This window comes from Gimesia algae, assembly GCF_007746795.1.
GTDB classification, from domain to species: domain Bacteria; phylum Planctomycetota; class Planctomycetia; order Planctomycetales; family Planctomycetaceae; genus Gimesia; species Gimesia algae.
In genome coordinates, this window is sequence record NZ_CP036343.1 from 1,895,579 (window position 1) to 1,917,393 (window position 21,815).

The window sequence follows — 21,815 nt, forward strand, 5'->3', positions numbered from 1 at the left end:
CAGATCATGCACACGATACCACACCAGACACGTCGGGAAGCACTCTTCAGCCTGGGTGCCTCACTGGGGAGCCTCGCTTTCACTTCACTACTGGGCGCAGAACAGACTGCGGCTGCCAGCGATGTGGGACCGTTGACTCAGAAAACGCCCCAGCGCCGCGCCCGGGCTAAAAACGTGATCATGCTCTTCATGGAAGGAGGACCCGGGCAGATGGATACATTCGATCCCAAGCCCGAACTGACCCGGCTGCACAAACAGGAATCCAAACTGACCGGCGGCCTGGAAAAAGGCTTCAAGTTTTTCGTCGGCAGCCCATTTGGATTTCAAAAGCCCGCTGAGACGGGAATCGAAATGTGTGATCAATGGAAATACCTGTCCGATCCATTCGTCGCCAATGAACTCTGTAATTTCCGTGGTTGTCAGGCCGAATCGCTGAACCATCCGGAAGCCCTGTTTCACATGAATACCGGCAGTCGACTGGGCGGCGATCCTGCTCTCGGCTCCTGGGCGACTTACGGACTGGGAACCGAGAACCAAAATCTGCCCGGTTACGTCGTGATGACCGAACTCGCACTGCCTCAGGGTGGCCCCACCAACTGGAGTAACGGATTTCTGCCTCCCCATTTCCAGGGTACGCGTCTGCGTCCGGAAGGTTCTCCAATTCTCGACCTCGCCGCTCCGGGATATAAATCGCGACAACACCAGCTCCGCGCACTGGAGGAACTATCGCGTCTGAACGCAGACCATCTGCAATCGCTCGGCGTGCAGGATCAGAAACTACAGGCCCGTATGGAGAGCTATGAACTTGCCTTTCGCATGCAAACTGAAGTCCCGGATGTCCTGAATCTTTCACGCGAAACAGCCCGGACACAGGAAATGTACGGGTTAACTGAACCAGAAACCAGTGGCTTTGGGCGCCAATGCCTGATGGCGCGACGACTGGTCGAAAACGGGGTTCGCTTCGTGCAGATCTTCAGTGGCGGCTGGGACAGTCATGACTACCTGGAACGGGGCCACTCCGCGCGGATTAAAAGTGTCGACAAACCGATGGCTGCCTTGATCCGCGATCTGAAAAGCCGTGGCATGCTCGACGATACACTCGTCATCTGGACGGGAGAATTTGGTCGAACCCCGGACAATAATAAACGGGGCGGCGTCTATTCCCTGGGACGCGGACACAACAATCAGGCGATGACCATGCTGCTCGCTGGCGGAGGAGTGAAACCGGGAGTCGTCGGGGCCACCGATGAACTCGGCGCCCGCGCAGTGGAATGCGTACACCCAATTCGTGATCTCCACGTCACGCTACTGCATCTCCTCGGCCTGGATGACAATAAGCTGACCTATTTCCACGCAGGTCGCTTCAAACAGCTCAGCCAGTTTGGCGGCCAGATGATTCAGGAAATGATTGCCTGATGACTCAATCTTGATCTTTCTTCATGGCAGCTGTCTCAGCCCAAATGTCGAATTCAATGGAACTTACTGTGATATTTATCAGCCCGTAAAACTGCCTCAAGAGCGACACCCGCCGCCTCCACTTTCAGGCTGCTTATCTGTCACGGTAAGCAGCCTGTTTTCATTTCCGGTTCTCAGTGTTCACACTCTACCTCCCCTGCTCTTGCTCTGTTCCTGAAATGAACGCTTCTCTCATAGAGATCACCCACTGAAAAAATTCGACTTGACTCCCCCCTGCACCCAAACAGAATAAGCGTCTAAATGAGTCGCGCGCGTGACCAGTTTACAGTGCACCGAAACACACGCCACTTGTTCCCGATCTTCACCGCAAAACAGCCTGTTTTTTCCCGATTTGCACTGCCTGAAACCACACCTGTTCGTGATGTATGCCTGCGGGTCGCCGCACTTCGCAGTCTTTCGTCTCGGCATCGCCACTGCTCACCCCAGCATCGTGCCCGTATCAACATACATCGCCATATCGTTCTGAAATCCCCCTTGCTCCCCTCACGCCACTCCCTAAGATGATCCTCGAACATGACAAACCATCTGAATCCCAAATATTCCAACATCACAACCCTCGGCAATTAATCAGTAAAACGAGTTCCATCTCAAGGTGTCCCAGTTTGATACAACAACCGATTCCCTGTTCGTGTCCTTGCGTGTTTTTCATGGTAGCAATATTCAACGATGCGCGACGCACCAGCCCCCAATGAGCGCTCGGGTGGCACTGTTGGCTCGCCCAACAGTCATGGTGTGACGATCACATCTCACGTTTCACGAAACATTATAAATGATGTGCCTCTATCCCCGCAGATGAAAATCATGAACCACTAAACACAGATCACGGGTAGCCCCGGATGCAATCCGGGGTGAACACAGCGAACAGGAAACCGTCAGGGCAAACGCTCAAGCCATCTTTCATGTCACCAACCTGCCCCGCCGGAATGGCAGTCCTCAACTGTCCGCTCGACGCGCGATGATCGAACCAGTATCACACAGCATCGGAAACCAGTGACATACGTAATCGAGAATTTTCTACCACGAAAGACACGAAACCGCACGAATGCAAAAAATGGGTAGCCCCGGATGCAATCCGGGGTGAGCGCAGCGAACAGGAAACTGTCAGAGCAATCGCACAATAAAATCTAATCTTCCGACCACACTTGCGGTAGGGGCGGTCTTATGTGTCCGCCCGCCTGGCGAATATCAAACCCATTTCGCATCACATCGCAAACCGATCAAACTCTCGAACTGGAATTATCTACCGCGAAAAGCACGAAGTGACACGAAAGTAAAATCAGCCGCACGGCGTTAGCCGCGGTTAACTGTGATTCAAAGAAAATCGCCAGTTACCACAGTTCGCTCACCCCAATATGCCCGAGCAACCAGCCCCCAGAAAGGGTAAGCCCGGATGCAATCCGGGCCGAGCGCAGCGAGCAGGAGGTCGCAGTTACCCCGTTCAATCCAATACCAGGCAGCCCACTCACCCGGCTCAATCCAAAACCGATCCGCGAAATAATCAGTCCTCGTCGCGGTCTCCCTGGTACTTCTTGAAATTCTCCGCCTGTTCGAAGATTTCTTTGTAGACCTCGTCCCGGTCGATCGGCGGGTAGCCGTTACCAGCCAGTAGAATGATCTGATCCACCTTCAGCTCGGCTTTGATGTCGCTCCACTGGCTCCAGTCGGTGAACCGGGCCTTGTCGTCGACGATGATTTTTACCTTCTTCGCCAAATCGAGCAGCTTCTCTTCGGGGTATTCGAAATCATACTTCACCGTCAGGGATTTCAGGATGTCGTAAAACGCCTTCTCTTCGAAATCGATGCCCAGGTCGGGGGCGCCCCCCTTCATCAATTTGAAGCTGATCGAATGGATCAATGGTATCTAAATTGCCCTGAGTTTTCAGCAGCGAGTTATATTTGAGATCCTCAGACCTTGTCACCAACTTCTTTATACTTTTCTACAAACACAGCGATCTTCTGAAAAACGCTTTGCTTCTTCGTCAGGTACTGAGGATTGAGCGGGCTCATTTTAGGGAGAACGGCGTTGAGCTCGGTACCATTTTCGCTGGCATACCTTCGTTTTAGCGAGGCACTGATATATCGCCTGGCCGCTTCTAAGTTCAGGTTTTCGTCAGCAATCAGTTCCCCAACCTCGCGCTGTTGCTCTGCCCGTGCAAAGCTGTAAAAGGCATCCATCACGCTGGATTTATCGGGAAGTTCATCCAGATCCGCCTGGTTAATAAAATCAACTACCAGACTTTCCGTGGCGCGTATGTCAAAACTGGCACGAATCAAGCGACGCATTTCATCAACCAAATCCGCTTTGTTCTTAGTTTTCTTATTGTGCTCGAAAATCAGTTCCAGAATATAATCCAGATTGATCTCCTGTGACTTCAGCAGGTCGATCTCAAATACCACGTCAGTCCAATCAATCTTGGACTGCTCATTTTCACTGCCCGCCTTTTCACGCCGCAGCCAGTCCCGGATGTCGTTGTAAGTGGAGCGGTAATCCTGAATTTTACGATCGGCAGGTAGCGTAATACTCTGCAATGTGGCCAGATCATCATCGCTCAAGTGATGCTCAGCTTTGAATTCTTCGACTTGCTCTGGGCTATCCCAGTCGATGCTTTGCAACGCTTTCAGGCTGGCAAATTCGTCGTAATTTTGCAGGATATTTTCAACCCGCAAATACTGGCCAAACAGCTTCACGAATTCCTTCTTGTCTTTCTCTTTAACGATTTCTTCCGGGGCGGGAAACCGTTGTTCCAACTCCGCGACGACCTCCTTAAAACCACGCCGCGCTTCGCCGGTTACCAGATCGGTGAAGCCCTCCATGTATTCCTTGTAGCTTTTTTCAAGCACCACGTTCTTTGTGTTGCTGTCTCCAAACATAGTGATCGCGTCGATGGTGGCCGTTTCCAAATCGCGAAAGGTAACAATATTGCCAAACGTTTTGGTGGCGTTATAAATCCGGTTCGTTCGCGAATAAGCTTGAATCAAACCGTGATAACGGAGGTTTTTATCGACGAATAGAGTGTTCAGTGTCGGTGCGTCGAAACCGGTCAGGAACATGCCCACTACAATCAGCAAATCAATGTCCTGGGATTTCACCCGTTTGGCCAAATCACGGTAGTAATTCTGAAAGCCCTTGCTGTCCACACTGAAGCTGGTTTTGAAGTGGTTGTTGTAATCATTAATCGCCGCATTCAGGAACTCCTTAAAGCTGCTGTTCATTGCCGATACTTCAAAGCTCTCATCCTCAATATCGCCTACCGCATCCTGCTCTTCGTTAGCAGCAAACGAAAAGATAGTGGCAATTTTCAGACGTCTATCGCTGCCTGCTTGCAGATCGTTCAACTTTTCGTAATACAGCTTCGCCGCGTCCACGCTGCTGACCGCAAACATCGCATTGAACCCAGTCCCGTTCGCCCCTAAACGGTGCGTTTTCTGTCGGAAGTGGGTCAGGATGTATTGTGAGATCTCTCGAATGCGTTCCGGGTGCAGGAGTGCCTCACGGTTCTCTGCCGCGGTTAGCTTCTTCTCGTCCTGTTCGGTTTCAATCGACTTGAACTGTGGACGGACATCGTTGTAGTCCACTTTGAACTTGAGTACCTTTTCATCCCGAATTGCGTCGGTGATCACATATGTATGTAACTGTTGGCCAAACACGCTGGCAGTGGTATCAGCACCTGACGCGTTTTCCGGAAAAATTGGGGTGCCGGTAAAGCCGAACTGATAATACCGTTTGAATTTTTTCTGGAGATTCTTTTGGGCTTCACCAAATTGGCTGCGATGGCATTCGTCAAAAATAAAGACGACTTGCTTCTGGTATATCGGCAGCTCAGATTCGCTCTTCATCAGGTTGTTGAGCTTTTGGATCGTGGTAACAACGATCTTGTTGTCGTCCTTGTCCAGGTTGCGTTTAAGGCCAGCGGTACTGTCTGAACCGTTGACACTGTCGGGTGAAAAACGCTGGTACTCCTTCATCGTCTGATAGTCCAGGTCTTTACGGTCGACGACGAAAAACACCTTGTCGATAAAATCCAACTCGGTTGCCAGGCGGGCTGCTTTGAAACTGGTCAAGGTCTTGCCCGAGCCAGTAGTGTGCCAGACATAACCGCCGCTTTCCGGTTTGCTCCAGGTTTTAGCAACATAGGAGCTTTTGATTTTCCACATGATCCGCTCGGTAGCGGCAATCTGATAGGGCCGCATCACCAGCAGGGTGTTGCTGGCATCAAATACCGAGTAGTTAAGTAGCACTTCGAACAAGGTCTTCTTTTCAAAGAAAGTCGCGGTGAAATCCTTTAGATCCTTGAGCAGACTATTATCCGACTTTGCCCAGTTCATGGTGAAGTCAAAACTGTTCTTATCCCGCTGGGTGGTGTTAGCGAAGTAGCGGGTATCGGTTCCGTTCGAAATGACAAACAGTTGCAGATATTTAAATAGAGAGTTCTCGCTGTTAAAGCTTTCCTTACTATAGCGATGCACTTGATTAAAGGCCTCGCGAATCGCCACGCCTCGTCTTTTCAGCTCCACCTGTACCATCGGTAGTCCGTTTACCAGAATCGTGACATCGTAGCGGTTGGCATGGCTGCCGGTCTGCTCGAATTGCCCGATTACCTGCAGCTTGTTACGAGTCAGTTTTTTTTTGTCCAGCAGGTAAATGTTCTGGATGTGTCCATCATCAAAGACAAAATCGAGGATATGGTCATCGTGGATCTTGCGGGTCTTATCGACGATGCTCTCGCTGGGTTTATCGAGATAAGTCTCGACAAACCGCAGCCATTCCCCATCAGCAAATTCCACGTTGTTCAACTTCTGTAAGTGCGTGCGTACATTAGCAAGCAATGCCTCTTGAGAATTCAAGTCGGTCCGGTACTCATAGCCTTGGTTCCCCAGATCCTGAATGAGTTCCCGTTCCAGATCAGCTTCGCTTTGGTAGCTTTCGGGAACAATCCTTTCCCGATCGTATTTCTCCAGTATGATGAAATTTTTCGATTCGGCTATGGGGTTGTAATCAATCATCTGATTCTTGCTCCTGCCAGAACCGGTGTGTACTAACAATATGGTCTATTAACTGCTTCAGCACTTTTTGATCCTGTGGCTCAAGATCAGGTACTTCTTCTGCAGAATGTTTGGAATGACTTGAGAAATTCAAGATCCGCTTGGCATACGGATTGGGCCGACCATCTTCAGAGGACGGGAGTAGATGCTCCCACCGTTTATGTCCAAGAAATGTCGCCGTTTTTTCGAGGATATTCCTCAACAAACTGAAGTGATACTTTTCGACCTGTCCTGAATCAATCACTGCCTTGAGTTTTGCTAAAAGATGAAGATGGTATGAAAACGGAGAATCATTTGGTTGTGGAACAAGTAGATACCCACCTTCTTCTGATCGTTCCAGTCTTGATTTGCCAAACCACTTGCCTCGCCAGTAAGGTCGCCTCGACTTGTCATCACTTACAAGTTCATTGCAGAGTACGTTGTAGAAAACAGGATTGTGGGTTGATATGATAAACTTGACGCTTGATTCGTTCAATCGGATAAGCTCGGCAAGGTCAACGGCCAATTCAATCACATGGTTGTCATCTAATGAGCTGACCGGATCGTCGATAAAAATGTACTCCAGCTTATCAAAAACATTTGTCTCTCGCTCGTCTGGTTCGGGTACGTTAAGAATGGATACGACTTGCTCCAGCAGAGTATAAAAGACACTCCAGATAAAATTGCTTTCTTCACCCTTTGACAGTTTCAGATTACCTGAATCAACATTGTCACCAGTCTCAATGCTGAAGGTTACCTCTACGATTGATTGGACGACAATCTTCTTGCCGTTTTGGTGTCGCTCTCTGGATTCGGAATGAAATCGCGGTGTGAGTTTGTCAGAAGTGTAACGCTGAAAGTTGGCGATGACGTTTTGATCTTGCCCCTGGTCAACGAGAATCCAATCCGTGAACGAGTTCGGCTGAATCTTCAATTTGGGCTCGGCATCGAGGGTCAAATCGTTGTCCCAATAGAACAAGTCTTCGGTAAACGCGTTGTAGTAGAGAATCTTATCCCGCGACAACACTGTTTCGTCAACGTCATTCTTAGGTGAAATGAGTTGTTTGAACTCCCGAGACAAGCGGGTTTTTCCTGTGCCATTGAAGGCGTAAATCAGCTGCACCTTTTGGTCGGCACCTTTTAGTTGATGGACAATGCCTGTGAGGGTTTTTAAATACGCTTTATAAAAATTCAGGATATCACATTCTTTAATAGCCCAGTGGGTTCTATAAAATTCAAAATCAGACTCGTTAATGTTCAATTCCTGCCAATTCTTTTGTAGAACCCCTTTAGTAAGAGGATAATTCTCTTCACTGAGTTTGAAATAAATTCGCAATCTATTTGGCTGAACCTCAATGTTCGTGATTTTTCCTATTCTGGTGTCAGCATTTTCATGCTCAACAGAGAAAAGTGTTGGTAGTGTTTTTAGCTTATTACGAGCATCTTGATCTAATGTCTGGAATTGTTCTTTGAGATGATCTTCCGTGTATTCAAGAAATCTGTCTCTCGGGAAGTCCACATAACCACTATCGCCTGACCAAAATTTAGGGTCGCTATGCATAATGAGATTGTATAGTTTCTGGCTCATACCTCTGCCACCTTCACCGGTTTCTGGAAACTCAGCAGTAGATCACGATAGTATTCGTATTGCTGTTGACGCAATTCAATTTCACTCGGCAAGTCTTCGCTGATCGAGTTGGTCAGGGCGTCGAATTTGTCAAGGATATTAACGATGCGATTTTGTTCTGCAATTGATTTCTTAGGATTATTGGGATGCGGTATTGGTATTCGCACCTTAGACATCCCGTCCATTAGAAGTCTTTTAACTTTTCCTCTTGATACATGCTTTGCTTTCTCTGAAATGAACGTTTCTGTTTGCATGCAGTAAGATACAAATTTCGGGTTCAATGAGTGACGGAAAGCATAGCTATCATCGTGAATGGCAACGTTCTTATTTCCTAGCCACGCGACTGCCTTGCCGACGTCTTCGACCGTTTCACCCACACCTGCAATAACTACGTCCTCTGGATGAGCATAGCTCAATGAATCAGCCAATTCAGAGCGAACCTGGGACAGTGCTCTTTCGGCTGAAACACCGTAGTGTGTGTAGATCTCACCATAATGGATCACGTCAATTCCATCATGATCCACATAGTCGCGTTTGGTAAACCGTTTCCCACGTATGAATTCTCCTAGCTCCCCCAGCGGTTTCCATTCGACTTCGCCATCTTCAAAACTCAACAGATGATCGCGATAGTAGTTGTATTGTTTCTTGCGGGCGGTCAACTCGGCGGTCAGTTCGGCGGTCAGTTCGGCGGTCAACTCGGTAAACGTGTCCAGAATGCGGACAATTTCGGCCTGGATCTCAAGCGATTTTGTTTGATTTGACGGGCACGGGACTGGGATTGGTGTCTCTCGCGCCGTTGACCAGTGCCGTTTATAACTCAATTCTTTTTTGTAGAAATTTTGAAAAGCGTAATAGACGTACTTGGCGTTAGCGGAAATTGGCCTGAGCACCTTCAATCCATCGGCACCTTGGATGAATGGAAAATCTACGTACTTTATATGCTCAGAATGGTCGCCAAAGATTACATATTTACCAGTTTCAATTGGGGTTAAGTTTTCATCGGTGTAGCCAGCAATATATTCCACGCCCTGGTCAACGATTGGAAGTTTTCCTGTGTCGCGATAGGCATCTCGTTTAACCTTTGAAGGCGCTGTTATAGTTTTAATCAACTCCCCTAGCGGCTTCCATTCCACTGGTGCCCCATTCAGTAGCTTGTCCATAAAACTCATGTTTCTCAAGCCTCGACCTCCACTCCATCAATCTCCGCGACAATTGAATCGATCTCCGCACGCAATTGATCGATCCTGGCCATGGTTGTTTTGAGCTCGGCGTTGAGTTGAACAATATCCACCTTCTCGCGTGTATCATTGGGTTCGACATAGCTGCTGACCGACAGGTTATAATCGTTTCCAGCAATGGTTTCGAAAGAGACCGATTGGGCAAAGTGATCGATGTTCTCCTTGCTATCGAAGGCCTGCATGATGGCTTCGATGTGCTCGTCGGTCAGGATGTTGGTGTTGGTGGCTTTTTTAAAATAGTCCTCTCCACTCGCATCAATGAACTGAATGTTCGAATCGGTTTTGTGTTTGGATAACACCAGAATATTGACCGCGATGGTGGTGCCATAAAACAGGTTCGGAGCCAGTGAGATCACCGTTTCCACGTAATCGTTATCCACCAGATACTTTCTGATTTTCTGCTCGGCTCCCCCGCGGTAAAAAATGCCGGGGAAGCAGACAATGGCCGCGCGACCTTTGCTGGACAGGTAACTGAGGGCGTGCAGCACAAAGGCGAAGTCGGCTTTGGATTTGGGAGCCAGTACACCGGCAGGAGCAAAGCGATCGTCGTTGATCAGGGTGGGGTCGTCGCTTCCCTTCCATTTCACTGAGTAGGGAGGATTAGAGACGATGGCGTCAAAGGGTTTCTCGTCGCCGAAATGCGGTTCGGTCAGGGTATTTCCCAGTTGGATGTTGAACTTGTCATAGTTGATATTGTGCAAGAACATGTTCATCCGGGCCAGGTTGTAGGTCGTGTGGTTGATCTCCTGGCCGAAAAAGCCCTCTTCAATGACATGGTCGTCAAAATGTTTTTTGGATTGCAGCAACAGCGAACCGGAACCACAGGCAGGATCGTAGATCTTATTAACGCTGTCCTGTTTATGCATGGCCAGCCTGGCAATCAGTTTAGACACATGCTGCGGCGTAAAGAATTCACCCCCTGATTTGCCCGCGTTGGCCGCGTAGTTGGAGATCAGGAACTCGTAGGCATCGCCGAATAAATCGATCTGGTTACTCTGAAAGTCACCAAAATCCAGACCAGCCACTCCTTTCAGTACGTCCGCCAATCGGGAGTTTTTGTCCTTCACTGTGTTGCCCAGGCGGTTACTGGTAGTATCAAAATCGGCAAACAGGCCTTTGATATCCCCTTCAGACGGGTAGCCGTGGGCCGAAGCTTCAATGGCGGCAAAGATGGATGCTAAGTCTGTGTTCAAACTTTCGTTAGTGTTGGCAGCTTTGGCAATGTTCACGAAGAGCTGGCTGGGGTAGATGAAGTATCCCTTGGTTTTGATGGCATCGTCTTTGATCTCGGGGGTGATCACTGTATCGGGAAGTTCAGCATAATGAATGCTCTCATCGTCGGCTTCGATGTAAAGGGCAAAGTTCTCACTGATAAAGCGGTAAAACAGTGTGCCCAGGACATACTGTTTGAAGTCCCATCCATCCACGGCACCACGTACGTCATTGGCAATTTGCCAGATCTGGCGTTGCAGGGCGGCACGTTGTTGGGAAGCGTTCATACGATTGTTGTTCCTTCTTAATTATCTGACCTGTCACATGGGACATGGCTTACGTTTTGGGCTTGGCTGCCTTCTTCAAAAAAACGTCGAGGTCGCTCCGTTTGAACAGTCGATAGCCGTACGCCGGATTCCGATGCATCGGAAAGTCTCTATGAACCGCCCAGCATTTCGGCTGTCTTCATGTAATCGCTCAATTTTGGCATTTCAGTTTCCTGGGTTAATTCCAGTTGGTTAAATGCGACCGCTCATAGTCTACAAAAGCCTGCACGCCTGCGATACGCATTGAGTCTGATTTAACTGATGAAAAACCACTGCTGGAGAAAGGAAGTTCACTTCGACAATCAAGTTCCCAATGTTGATGCCACCGCGTGCACGAAGTAAACGCTGCAAAGTCGAGGCCCAGACGCGAGAAGTAGTTGTCCGGCAGGGCACCTTTGAGCGAGGCGTTGCTCTTTTCGACGGCGGTCAGAGCCGAGTCGATCTTGATGGCGATATCCCCCTGCTTGGCCTGCTGCTGGATATAGCTCCAGCGGGAGGTCTCGGGCAGGAAGAAGACGTTTTTCATGGCGTAGAATTCGACGAGGTCGGTGTATTGCGCTTTCCCCTCCGCGATGAGTTCCGCACGGCGTTCTTCGAATTGATCGGACACGAACTTGAGGAAGATCAGGCTGAGGACGACGTGTTTGTATTCGGAAGACTCCACACTGCCCCGCAGCCGATTCGCGGAATCCCAGAGGGACTCCTCAAACCCTTTATCACTCTTCTTGGGGGCTGCTTTTTTCTTCGCCATGGGGGTTCCTTGATGTTGCTCTCTGTAACTACTGCGAAAGGTTCAAAACGATTTCTACCACGAAATTCACGAAAAGACACGAAAGGCTGGCTGACTTATCAGACGGTGTTGACTGGTTCCTGCAGGGTTTTCTTCATCTGTTCTGCGGCTTCGAGCAGTGGCTGTTTAAAGGTTTTTTCCAGTCGGCTCATATGCTTGATCATCCAGTCAATCAGTTCCGGCCAGTTTTCTTTGTCGTAGCCATCAATCTCGAGCGGGTACTGGATACGCGAGACTTTTTTATCATCATTGCGATACCAGGTTAACGGATACCCGAACTTATCTTCCAGGATTTCTTTTTGCGAGGCTAACGCATCAAAGATCAATTTGTTTTCTTTCAAATCAGAACGTCCCATGATAACTTCAACGCGTGATTCCGATTTTCCAAAGATCAGGGTAAAGGTGCAACCACTGACACCTGAGCCGGCACTGATCCATTGGTCTTTACTGGGGCTGACATTTTCGAACAGGTGGCAATCACTTTTGTGTAAGGCATTGACTGCCTGCTCCCAGTATTGGAGACGAATACGATAGCGACTGTGCTGTTTACCGACCGTCTCTTTTTCCTCCTTGGCTTTCGCGTTGATGCTGATCATCAACTCTTCGGCTTCCGGCGTGGGGATGATCTGTTCGACGTTGAGGTACAGGTCGTTGTCATGGCGATAAGGAGTGACTTTCATGCACTGCAGCGAGATACCGTTACCCAGCAGCCAGAGTGCCGTGCTGGTGACCTCTTTACGGAAATTCGCGGCGACAAACATCAGCCGCTGTGTATTCGTGCTGTTGAGCACTACTTCTTCCAAATCGGAGAACTCCAGAAATTCGACGACATTTGCGGCGGCGTCTTCGTTGCTGCGGCCGCTTTTGCTTAAGTATTCCTGGTAGGCCTTGATGATTTGTTCTTTGGTGAAGGTGGAACAGTAGCTGGCGTATTTGAGGGCCTGCCAGACGACGTCGCGGCCGGAATCGTCCAGTTTGTTTTCGATGATGACCAGGTTGCCGTCTTTGTCGAGTGCCAGCAGATCCAGACGTTCTTTGGTGTCGTCGAAGCCGTCAAACTCTTTCTGGATGATCAGCAACTCTTCCCCCAACGCGGCGGGCGTGTGGGCCAGCCATTCCTGCAGGTGGTGCCGTTCGGTAAAACCGAGTTCTGAGAATTTGGGGGAGTCGACTTCAATAATCCGGTTCGCTGCCTGGTCGATCTTATACATGGGCCATCTCTGCTACTGCATCTACGAAAAATTCATCGGAGAGCCAATGAGGAGTCAAAGGTTGTGTGCACGAATCCCCAGTGTAGCAAATGGTTACCTGATAGCAAGTTAGCGGTTGTAAAGTGGTCGGTAGTGAGTACCACAGACAACGAGTTTCGCGAACAGAATTAAGAGTAAGATCCGCTCAGAGGACGTTTCAAAGTTGAGCGGAGATCTGAGTTGTCTTCACAAGAATTTCAATTGGACAAACGACCTAAAGTAATTGTTCCAAAGCGTCACAAGCTATTGACGTGCTCCCTTTAAACGAGATCCAACAGGACATGTCCCTTCCGGAACACCGGCAAGGGGCGGCCGGAACTCGTATATAACAGAGTGTCCGGGGCAATGCCCAGCTGGTTCAGAATTGTTGCATTCACATCGGCAGGCGAACACACTGCAGAGACAGGTTCCGAACCAGTCTGATCCGTCGCCCCGTAGACAGCCCCCTGTCGAAAGCCCCCACCGGCAACCAGGACACTCATCGTCCGCGCCCAGTGATCGCGTCCCCCCTGGCAGTTGACCACCGGAGTCCGACCGAACTCGCCGGCGCAGTACACAATCGTTTCCGACAACAGTCCGCGCGTCTTCAGATCCGAAATCAAAGCAGCTAACGCCCGGTCAAGCTGTGGCAGTAGCGATTCACGCAACTGGGCAAAGTAGGGATTCTGTTCCGATACCAGCCAGTCGTAAAACTGTTTCCGCAGATCCTCCTGCGGGTTGAAAGCATCGCTACCCAGTGCGCGTGGCGGCACGGACGTCCCCGCTGCCTGCCAGCACTGCGAGCACAATCCGTATTCGGCAGCGGCCAGAAATCTGAAATGAATCATTCAGCAGCATTTCCACCCTTCGATACAGACTCGATCGGGTTTCCGCCATCGTGAGTGCTCCCATGGATAGTTTGACTTTCTGTTGTGAGAAAGCCACCAAAGTCGCCGCGTATTCCGCAGGCTGGTCTGTCTGACAGGCGGCAAACTGATCTGCTATCTGGTCCTGGCTGAGCCGCAGCTCCCGTTTCAGTTTCCAGAAGAAAGGTTGTGGCCACAATAGAATCTGGCACAGACTGGCCAGCTGCCAGGTCATCAGGTCACGTCTCTGAATATGTGACCATTCATATGCCAGGCTGTGCTGGAGTACCAGCTCATCAGGGCCTTCGACCACGCTTCGCGGCAGCAGAATGGTGGGGCGGAAGACACCGCAGACCAGGGGCACCTGGATCCGGTCCGACATGCTAAAGCGAATATCGATACGCGATAAGAACGCGGCAAACAATGTCCGGACACGTGTACTGCTCGATCCTGTCAGCGGTGTTGACTGAGAGAGCAGTCGCCAGGTCAGAGCCAGACCTGTCAGGAGGTAAACCAGTTGCACTGCAGAAATGAAAACGAATCCCGCGACCGTCCATAGCTGGACCGTCTGCCACACTCCCCGGGCTGACTTCACTCGAGGAACGCTGGCCTGAGCAGTGCTGGCCGGCAGTGAAGCCCCCTCGTTCACATCAGCAATTGTGGTTTCAGCAGTAACAGCAGGAGGTATGTTATGTGCAATATGGACTCCCTCAGGTTCGATGCTGCTGACATCCGGTGCGGGAGTTTTGAGAGTTTCCACAGTCGTCTCAGCCGGCAAGATCGGCACCAGGATAGCTGGTAGCCAGCTGAAGTTGATCAGCAGCAGCACGGCCAACAGAATCGAAAGCGACAGCTGAATCAGCCGCACACGTTCCAGTGGCTGCGTTATCCGCTGGAGCAGCAGCAGGCTCACCCCCAGCAGACAGAATGCAGGCAGTGAGAATCGTACAATCAAATCAAACAGAAACTCGACCGATATCATGAGTCTTTCTCCCTGTTTTCCTGCTTGGCCTTACGGGCTTTTGCGATCAGTTTTTCCAGATCACGCATTTCTTCAGGCGAGACATTCTCTGCCGAAAGCATGCTGAGTACGAATTTATCGAGGGCACCATCAAACACTTTTTCCACAAACCGGCTGGTCGCCTTCTCCAGCGTATACACTGGAGTGTAGTAGTCTGTGCGTCCTTCACTCCGCTTTTTGACGAAGCCTTTTCTGCACATGATGCGCACCAACGTCTGCACCGTTGTAAACGCACATTCTCCCCCCGGGCAAAGAGCCTCGTGAATGTCGCGGACCTTAGCTTCGCCCAGATTCCACATCACTTTCAGCAGATCGAGCTCACGATCACTTGGCGTGAGGGTTGTCATCAGGAACCTCCATTTGAAATCTCCACACACAACTAAACTAATAGTTTAGTTTAGCAAGACCAGGTACTCTGTCAATACGGCATTTTGAGAAAATCTCAAAGACATCAGCAACAAATACCATCTCAGATACGAAGATGCGTGTGTCGCTTTGGACTTTGTATTGTCCGTCAGCAATCCACAGAACTTGCAGTTGAAATCCTGGGAGAAGAGGAAACCAAAATACAAGACAAGGGTCAGCCCGCGAATATGTGTGAGTTTCACTAGCGCATAGGGAGTCCACGAATTTGGTCGTATTAAGACACGTACCGGAATACATATGAGTTGACAGGATTACAAAAGCGACCGGGATAACGGGGGGCGAGGAGAGGAGCATGACTTCAGGACCGACTGCGCCGAGCCATCCCGTTGATCCCATTGTTATGTGCCGTTTCGAAACAGTTCAGGCTCGCATACAGCAATAAGCAGGGTACGAGGAGAGTGAGGAAATCACCAATGCGATCACAGTCCCTGCAGCTCAACTGAGTTTGGGATGTTCTATGAGTTCCGTGAGCAAGAGACTTTATTGATTTTACTCCGCAGAGAGACGCAGATGTTTCAGATGGTTTTCAATATAGAATATTTAATATGAATTGCCCCTGCATCGACATAACTGGTTTGTAAAGCGCTACTTCTCCGTCTCAAACATCTTCCGATAATCTACCGCCGCAAACTCATCAGACAACTCATCAGCAGTCTTCCCTGCTAACGCACCGTCATGAGCAACGAAGCGTGCAGCAAATTGTAATGGTTTGTCTTTGGTAACACGCACGTCGTGACCGAGTGTCGGTGAGAGAATCATCAGTCCCCAGCCGCGGCTGTAGAATTCATTGCGGGTATTGTTGGGGTGGCTAAACAGAGCGATCCCCGCTGTCTGATTGCCGATGCGTCCAGTGCAGTCGATCCAGCGAGGGGCTTTACGATTACCTGAGATATCCCAATAATTGCCATCAGGATTCTTACGTTTTTCAGAATCGTGCATCATGCCACCATCATCGGGATCGATTAAATCGTTCACGCGCACCCCCATTAGCGAATGTCGATCTGCTTTCAATGTGAGTGATTGTGAATGCGGGCTGAGTTGAGTGAATTGATCAATAATTGTATAGGGACCACGTTGGAACAGTTTGTACCGGCGTTGTTCGCTGATGACGGACTTGCCTCCAGAACTTTCTTTATCGCGTAATTGCCAATCAAGTATCAAACGCAGTTGAATTTGGTCTGTCACCTTCCAGTCTGCTTTTACAATCTTCTGAATGCCCGAAGGGCCCATCTGGAACAGGTTGTGTGTCTTGTGAAATTTGTCTATGCGTTCTGTATTGGGATAGGGCAATTGTCGATAAAAATCGACAGCATGATCAGTTCCGTCAACATGCACCTTGCCGTGACCGGTCATGATCGACTGATGGTGAATGAAGCAATACTGGTGCGTATCGGTCACTGGAACTCCTGATGGTGTGCAGACAGGATACAGTTCCGGTTTCAATCGAAAGTGCGTGGGATAATCGGTGGGGAAAATCAATGCAGCCATGTAGCGGTCACCCTGCATCAGTTTCAATCGACGCGTCTGCCCACGGAAGGCAACCTCATCAACTACGGCATATTTTTTCTCACTAACAGGTGCATCACCCCGCGTAAGTGATGTGAGCATCGCAGTCGAAACACCCGCTGCCCCCTGAGAAAGAAAATTGCGTCGTGATAGTTCAAACATGTAATCTCCTTAAACTGTGTTCTGGACCACGGATTACACGGATTGTATTTAGCCACAGAGATCACAGACCATACTCACGCTGTTCGCAGGATTTGCTGAACGCGTTGTTGGGGGTCACCATGCCAATGTGCTATGAGCTTACAATTTCAAACTACGTTCAACCATGAACGTCGTCGAGTACAAATAGACTGTCGAACCTTGAGTCTAACAGTCAATTGATCTTTGACAACAAAAATCAGGTAAAATAAGTAACGCGGATCGCGCGACTTTTTTACGAACAGAGTTGGGAATGGGGAGCCTTAAATTTGGGTGCGGAATAACATTGGGTTGAACGGGAACGCCGACAGGGATTCTGATCGACATCTTCGCGTGCCCCCTGATTCCGCGAAAAGGAATGGGTTCAGTTATCGCGTTGGGAGTCCGCGAATTGGGTATTTTTTCCGGAATCCAGTAATCGTATGAGTTTCACGAACAGAATCGCTCACTTCGTCCCGTCCCAGTCAATCTTGCAGTTCGGCAACGCTCGCTGGAGTTTATTGATACCTTCGTCGGCAACCGCTGAGCCGCGGAGGTCCAGCTTCCGGAGGCTGGCAAGCCCGGCCAGGTGCTTCAGGCCGGCGCTGGAAATCTGCGTGTTGGAAATCCGTAGCGTTCGCAAATCTTCGAACCCCCCGAGGTTCGCCAGGCCTTCGTCCATCAATGCGATTCCGTCCAGATCTAAGTAAGCCGGAGCCCGAACGGTTCCGAAGAGTTGAAACAGATCTCCTGTAATCGCAGAACTGCTCAGCTTCAACTGAAACCCGTGCGAGTTTTCGAGCTTCCACCCCCACCCTCCGGGGAACACAATCTGCATAGAATCTGACGAGGCGATCAATTCCAGCACACCACGAGGGGAAACTTGTGTGCCGCGGAGATTGACGGAATGCAGCTCAGGCAGCCCCTTTAGGTGCTCCAGGGCTGCGTCGGTCACTTCGGTACCGCTCAGGTTCAGCGAATAGAGATGTGTTGCCCCCCGCAGGTACTTGATGCCTGCATCCGTGACCTTGGAGCGACTGAGCCAGAGACCGCTAACCTTGTTCCAGTAGCTGAAGTCTCGCAGAATCTGATCGGTGACCGCACTGTGACCAAGACTCTCAAATCCGGTGTCGAGAAACTCCACCATGGAAATCTCATCGCCCGCCGCAATTGTGGTGAACGCCCTGAGTGTCTCGGGGGCGAGATTCCGACTCAAGGAATGAGAAGTGATGGGACCGGCCGTGTTCACACGCGGCCCTCGGCGGCGCGCACTGGAAATGCTCGGCAGCGATTCGTGGTTGACGGTAGAGCTCATGGTGTCGGCCGCGAGGTCGCGGGGCTCGGTCCAGAGGATATCTGAGTCGGCGATCTCAGCCACAAGAATGGTGTTTTCACGCCCGTCACGAAAGTCCTCAGATGACGTCGGCTGGTCGAACGGGAACGCCGTGTCCTTCCCAACAATGACAACGTAGCTCGTCACCGAGTCCGATTCTGGCTCGCTGGGACAATGATAGGTCTCGGGCATCTTGTGGGCCAGGCGGATGTTGTTCGGCCCATTCCATGGCTCGTCGAAACTGTAAGCATCGTAGAGCTGTTGTTCATCCATATACGGTAGGAGGAGGACCCGCCAGCTGTGAATGGGTGTGCCATCCTCGTCAGCCAAGTAGGCGGGTGGAAAGTGGCCGTGGACTGCATGATAGTTGTGCATCGCGAGGTGCAACTTGCCCACGGGCCAACTGCAACTGGAGTGAAGTGCCGCTTGGCGCGCGATGTCAACAGAGTGCCACAGGACGCCGACAAGCACTGCGAGTCCTATGCCGCTGACGACGATCACGATCCAATGCACACGCCGGGAAGCCTCACGGCCGGTCTTCTTGGTTCGTTTCGGTGCGGCCACGTCAGTAGATCCTCTCTTAGTTTCGTTCTGCTCGCAGGCTGAACTGATACCAACGGCATCTGGCTCTCGGTTCTGCCATGATTTCTCTCATGGGGCAAATCAGTTTCTCTGGAAGGCTGTTTCTTGAAAAGGTTCCGTTGTATTTATACAGCTCAAATTTCACGACTCTTCGACACATTGTACCATCAAGACAGCACTTGCAATATCTGGATGGCAAATTCTCAGGGCGGCTCAGAAAAGCCGTTTCCCGAGTTGTGCGAACAATGGTCGCCTTGGCAAAACGGTTACGCGGAAAGTTTTAATAGTCGTTTCCGGGATGAATGACGTTTCGTGGGCGTATTCGCCTCCTTTTTAATTATCCAGAAACCTGAATTGTTTATCAATTTCTGGATTCGGTTAAAGGGAGCATATCAGCGAACGTTTTCACGAACAGAATCACTCTAGACGGTTAGTCCTGGGCACCAATTGTTATCTATGGCCTGCTCTTTCCGCGGCCAGTTGTGGAGCAAGAAAAGGTCTTCATCGGCAAAGTAGTAAGGACCAGCCCGGGTTGAACAGCGTCAAATGTCGAAGTTCTCCGACAGTCGTTTCAGCCCGATAATGGCGACAGATCACTTTCCGCGAAGAACAAACCTCTGACCGAAAAAAGTCTGTCAATCGGGATCGTTCATGGCCATCCCAAACTTCGATGACTGACTAATCCAGTAAGGATTTCTCTATTTCTTCGATCTGCTGCGTTGTGATGTGTTGAACCTGACATGCCGGCAATGCCGTCTGCAATTGCGTAAGAAGCTCGTCAGACAGATCACAGTCGATGAACGTTAACAGAGACAATTTTGGAATGGCCTTGAATGACGTCAAGCTTTTCTTGGAAAGCTGTGTATTGCGAAGCGTGAGGAATTTCAGTCCCGGCAACCGGTGCAGCTGTGCAACGTTGTCAGCGTTCGCGTCATACAAATTCACTATCTCAAGCTTCGGACACTTTGCAAGATGCGCTATACCAGTTTGGGTTGGCTACTGAAAAATAATACGCTCGGCTGCGATTCCCGGGTCTCAACAACAGAGGTACAAAAAAAGTGATGAAAAATCACTTTGTTTTAGACACGGAAACCGCAGCGGTTACAATTAACGGTGATCCATACCTGGAGCGGTTCCAGGCTGATTCATATGGGAAATCTCAGTCTGGCTCAGCTTTCCAGAAAATTGATTGAATTGAGTATACAGGAGCTATGAATGTCTGATCTCACTGACTCGGATTCAGAAAATAAGTCGACGACAAAGGGTACCCGATCCCGAACTTTCTGGTATGCAGGGCTCTGCTGTACTCTCTTGATTTCGGCCTGTTATATTAACCGCCATCGATGGCCATTTTTTGTTTTTCACGTAGCGATATCTCCATCTGGAGAACAACTACTCGTCTTCCACAATACAAATTTCTTCATTCCCACTCTTGTTCCTTCCAAGCATCAGGTGTCCCTCTGCAACATCCGCAACCAGGAGGTACTATGGACAGCGACCATTCAAAGACGTTTTGTTTATCGACTGATGTTCTCACCCGAAGGGGCTCCGGTTGTCCTGCATCAGTCAGGGTATTACTCCGTCTATAATCAGGATGGTCAGGAAACAACGAAAAAGCTTGAAATAGGAGGAGCCATGCGTGATGCCATTATGGTCGGCAATGAAGTCTTTGCAATTAATCGACATGGCAAATGGTGTATTGGTAATCGGGTGGGGATATTTGAACCACAGTCACTGTTTGACTCAGAACGGGTGACCGCCTCTATCGCCCCGGGGGGTGAAATGATCGCGGCAATGGACCCATATTCTCGGCAATTGCACATCCAACTGATGGAGACCAACAAGACTCAAATGGTAGACTTTCCGGACAAGATAGAAGATATCGCTTCAATTGAGCATCGCCAAATTCTGGTCCTGACAGTATCTGGAGACTGTTTCCTGGTCGCCCTTGGAGAGGATGGGGAAGCAGCCGAAGTGACAAAGCTGATTTCCATTGATGACTATAACCCGGTCGGAACAGAAGGAATAAAAAGGATTGACAGTGTAAATGACGGCTCTCTATTCATACTTTATACATTACGTCAAAAGCCGATATTAAACATCTTTGAAAAAGAAGGGGGAAAGTATAAAGTGACGCGCGTCGACTGCCGTCCACAGCTTGACAGAGATGAGCACTCTGGGTTCAGTGAAGTAGTCTGTTCTGAAACGAAAGACTTATGTGCCTGGGCATCTTCTTTCAGAAAATTGGGCATTGTCAAAAAGAAAGAGGGGGCATGGGTCAGTGAATCCAGTTTCTGATTCAGTTTTACCTGTTTTTCTCAGTGAGAAGTACTCTTTCAATTTCATACCGTTCTGGTAGATTAATAAATGGTGACACCTCTTCCATTTCCGGGAATCATCCAGAGCTGAATTCGAAAGGAATTCCATCATGTCCCCCACCAAAATATTCACCTGGCTCTGTATCGGTAGCCTGTGCTTCAGCACGCTCTCGTCGTCGAAAGGAAACCAGGGGGGAGCCCAGATCCCTAAAGAATCAGCCACGTTAAGTGTTGTGCAAACTCCGGATGGTCCCCAATTGAAAATCAAAGTGGGTGATCTGGTCTGCACAACCCCGCAGCTGACAGCCCGCCGTAATAATGGGGAGCCGTGGACGATTAAACCTGTCGGTGGCCAGATCGAGATGCGACGCGGCACGGAGGTCACTGCAGGCCCCATCATCAAAGTATTATTACGATTTTGATTATCGTCACGATCTGACTTAGCGCCGATGATTTACGACTCAGTTCCCGCATCGACTTCGTCGATAAACTGCCCCTGACCTTCAGAGGGCATTTCATAAAATGTTCACATAGCTTCTCATCGACACAGGGAACCACTTCCTGGACACGCCGACAGGCATGCTGACCGACGTTTTCGCGTGATCCCTGATTCCACGAAAAGGAATGGGTTTGACGAGCGCGTATGGAGTCCGCAAATTGGGTCGT

13 protein-coding genes and 2 pseudogenes are annotated in these 21,815 nt (G+C 49.8%); 3 read left to right on the top strand and 12 right to left on the bottom strand.

Annotated features, from left to right (window positions below; all coding sequences use genetic code 11):
* Positions 1-6: 6 nt before the first annotated feature.
* Positions 7-1,416 (top strand): DUF1501 domain-containing protein, encoded by a 1,410-nt coding sequence (locus tag Pan161_RS07100; protein ID WP_145225394.1) that lies wholly within the window; start codon positions 7-9, stop codon positions 1,414-1,416.
* Positions 1,417-2,974: 1,558 nt separating this feature from the next.
* Here Pan161_RS07100 and Pan161_RS07105 read toward each other — a convergent pair.
* From Pan161_RS07105 to Pan161_RS07165, 12 genes and pseudogenes are all read right to left on the bottom strand, one after another.
* Positions 2,975-3,292, bottom strand: a pseudogene (locus Pan161_RS07105) (type I restriction enzyme endonuclease domain-containing protein); the annotation flags it as partial.
* An 89-nt stretch (positions 3,293-3,381) separates the two neighbouring features.
* Positions 3,382-6,480 carry an HsdR family type I site-specific deoxyribonuclease gene (locus tag Pan161_RS07110; RefSeq protein ID WP_145225396.1) on the bottom strand — a complete coding sequence of 1,033 codons (3,099 nt, stop codon included), beginning with the start codon at positions 6,478-6,480 and terminating at the stop codon, positions 3,382-3,384.
* Positions 6,473-7,693, bottom strand: a complete 1,221-nt coding sequence (locus tag Pan161_RS07115; RefSeq protein WP_390620744.1) for an AAA family ATPase — start codon at positions 7,691-7,693, stop codon at positions 6,473-6,475. Before Pan161_RS07115 ends, Pan161_RS07110 begins: the two co-directional genes overlap by 8 nt.
* A gap of 389 nt (positions 7,694-8,082) precedes the next feature.
* Positions 8,083-9,294: a restriction endonuclease subunit S gene (locus Pan161_RS07120; protein ID WP_145225398.1), complete on the bottom strand. Its 1,212-nt coding sequence runs from the start codon at positions 9,292-9,294 to the stop codon at positions 8,083-8,085.
* 5 nt (positions 9,295-9,299) lie between these two features.
* Entirely contained in the window at positions 9,300-10,862 is a 1,563-nt protein-coding gene (locus tag Pan161_RS07125) for a type I restriction-modification system subunit M (protein ID WP_145225399.1), read from the bottom strand.
* A 385-nt stretch (positions 10,863-11,247) separates the two neighbouring features.
* Positions 11,248-11,652 (bottom strand): annotated as a pseudogene (locus tag Pan161_RS07135) (type I restriction-modification system subunit M N-terminal domain-containing protein); the annotation flags it as partial.
* A 98-nt stretch (positions 11,653-11,750) separates the two neighbouring features.
* Entirely contained in the window at positions 11,751-12,902 is a 1,152-nt protein-coding gene (locus Pan161_RS07140; RefSeq protein WP_145225400.1) for a DUF4268 domain-containing protein, read from the bottom strand.
* Positions 12,903-13,201: 299 nt separating this feature from the next.
* The gene (locus tag Pan161_RS07145; protein ID WP_197995746.1) at positions 13,202-13,693 is read right to left on the bottom strand and encodes a DUF1501 domain-containing protein; all 492 of its coding nucleotides are present in this window, start codon (positions 13,691-13,693) and stop codon (positions 13,202-13,204) included.
* Positions 13,671-14,768, bottom strand: coding sequence for a M56 family metallopeptidase (locus Pan161_RS07150; RefSeq protein ID WP_145225405.1), 1,098 nt, complete (start codon positions 14,766-14,768; stop codon positions 13,671-13,673). The genes Pan161_RS07145 and Pan161_RS07150 overlap by 23 nt, the downstream gene beginning before the upstream one ends.
* On the bottom strand, positions 14,765-15,154 hold the full coding sequence (locus Pan161_RS07155; protein WP_145225407.1) for a BlaI/MecI/CopY family transcriptional regulator: 390 nt from the start codon (positions 15,152-15,154) through the stop codon (positions 14,765-14,767). The genes Pan161_RS07150 and Pan161_RS07155 overlap by 4 nt, the downstream gene beginning before the upstream one ends.
* Positions 15,155-15,818: 664 nt before the next feature.
* A complete protein-coding gene (locus Pan161_RS07160; RefSeq protein WP_145225409.1) occupies positions 15,819-16,901 on the bottom strand; it encodes a DUF6807 family protein in 1,083 nt (360 codons plus the stop codon).
* 481 nt (positions 16,902-17,382) lie between these two features.
* Positions 17,383-18,813 (bottom strand): DUF1559 family PulG-like putative transporter, encoded by a 1,431-nt coding sequence (locus Pan161_RS07165; protein WP_145225411.1) that lies wholly within the window; start codon positions 18,811-18,813, stop codon positions 17,383-17,385.
* A gap of 1,329 nt (positions 18,814-20,142) precedes the next feature.
* On the opposite strand from Pan161_RS07165, the gene Pan161_RS07170 reads away from it, so the two are divergent.
* Positions 20,143-21,129, top strand: coding sequence for a hypothetical protein (locus tag Pan161_RS07170; RefSeq protein ID WP_145225413.1), 987 nt, complete (start codon positions 20,143-20,145; stop codon positions 21,127-21,129).
* 130 nt (positions 21,130-21,259) lie between these two features.
* Positions 21,260-21,571 (top strand): hypothetical protein, encoded by a 312-nt coding sequence (locus tag Pan161_RS07175; protein ID WP_145225415.1) that lies wholly within the window; start codon positions 21,260-21,262, stop codon positions 21,569-21,571.
* The last annotated feature ends 244 nt before the right edge of the window (positions 21,572-21,815 follow it).

What these genes read in the sequence shown, in the direction of transcription:
- Pan161_RS07150 (WP_145225405.1), bottom strand. Translation starts at nt 14,768, where the DNA reads ATGATATCGGTCGAGTTTCTGTTTGATTTGATTGTACGATTCTCACTG.
- Pan161_RS07110 (WP_145225396.1), bottom strand. Translation starts at nt 6,480, where the DNA reads ATGATTGATTACAACCCCATAGCCGAATCGAAAAATTTCATCATACTG.
- Pan161_RS07120 (WP_145225398.1), bottom strand. Translation starts at nt 9,294, where the DNA reads ATGAGTTTTATGGACAAGCTACTGAATGGGGCACCAGTGGAATGGAAG.
- Pan161_RS07175 (WP_145225415.1), top strand. Translation starts at nt 21,260, where the DNA reads ATGTCCCCCACCAAAATATTCACCTGGCTCTGTATCGGTAGCCTGTGC.
- Pan161_RS07155 (WP_145225407.1), bottom strand. Translation starts at nt 15,154, where the DNA reads ATGACAACCCTCACGCCAAGTGATCGTGAGCTCGATCTGCTGAAAGTG.
- Pan161_RS07140 (WP_145225400.1), bottom strand. Translation starts at nt 12,902, where the DNA reads ATGTATAAGATCGACCAGGCAGCGAACCGGATTATTGAAGTCGACTCC.
- Pan161_RS07100 (WP_145225394.1), top strand. Translation starts at nt 7, where the DNA reads ATGCACACGATACCACACCAGACACGTCGGGAAGCACTCTTCAGCCTG.
- Pan161_RS07160 (WP_145225409.1), bottom strand. Translation starts at nt 16,901, where the DNA reads ATGTTTGAACTATCACGACGCAATTTTCTTTCTCAGGGGGCAGCGGGT.
- Pan161_RS07125 (WP_145225399.1), bottom strand. Translation starts at nt 10,862, where the DNA reads ATGAACGCTTCCCAACAACGTGCCGCCCTGCAACGCCAGATCTGGCAA.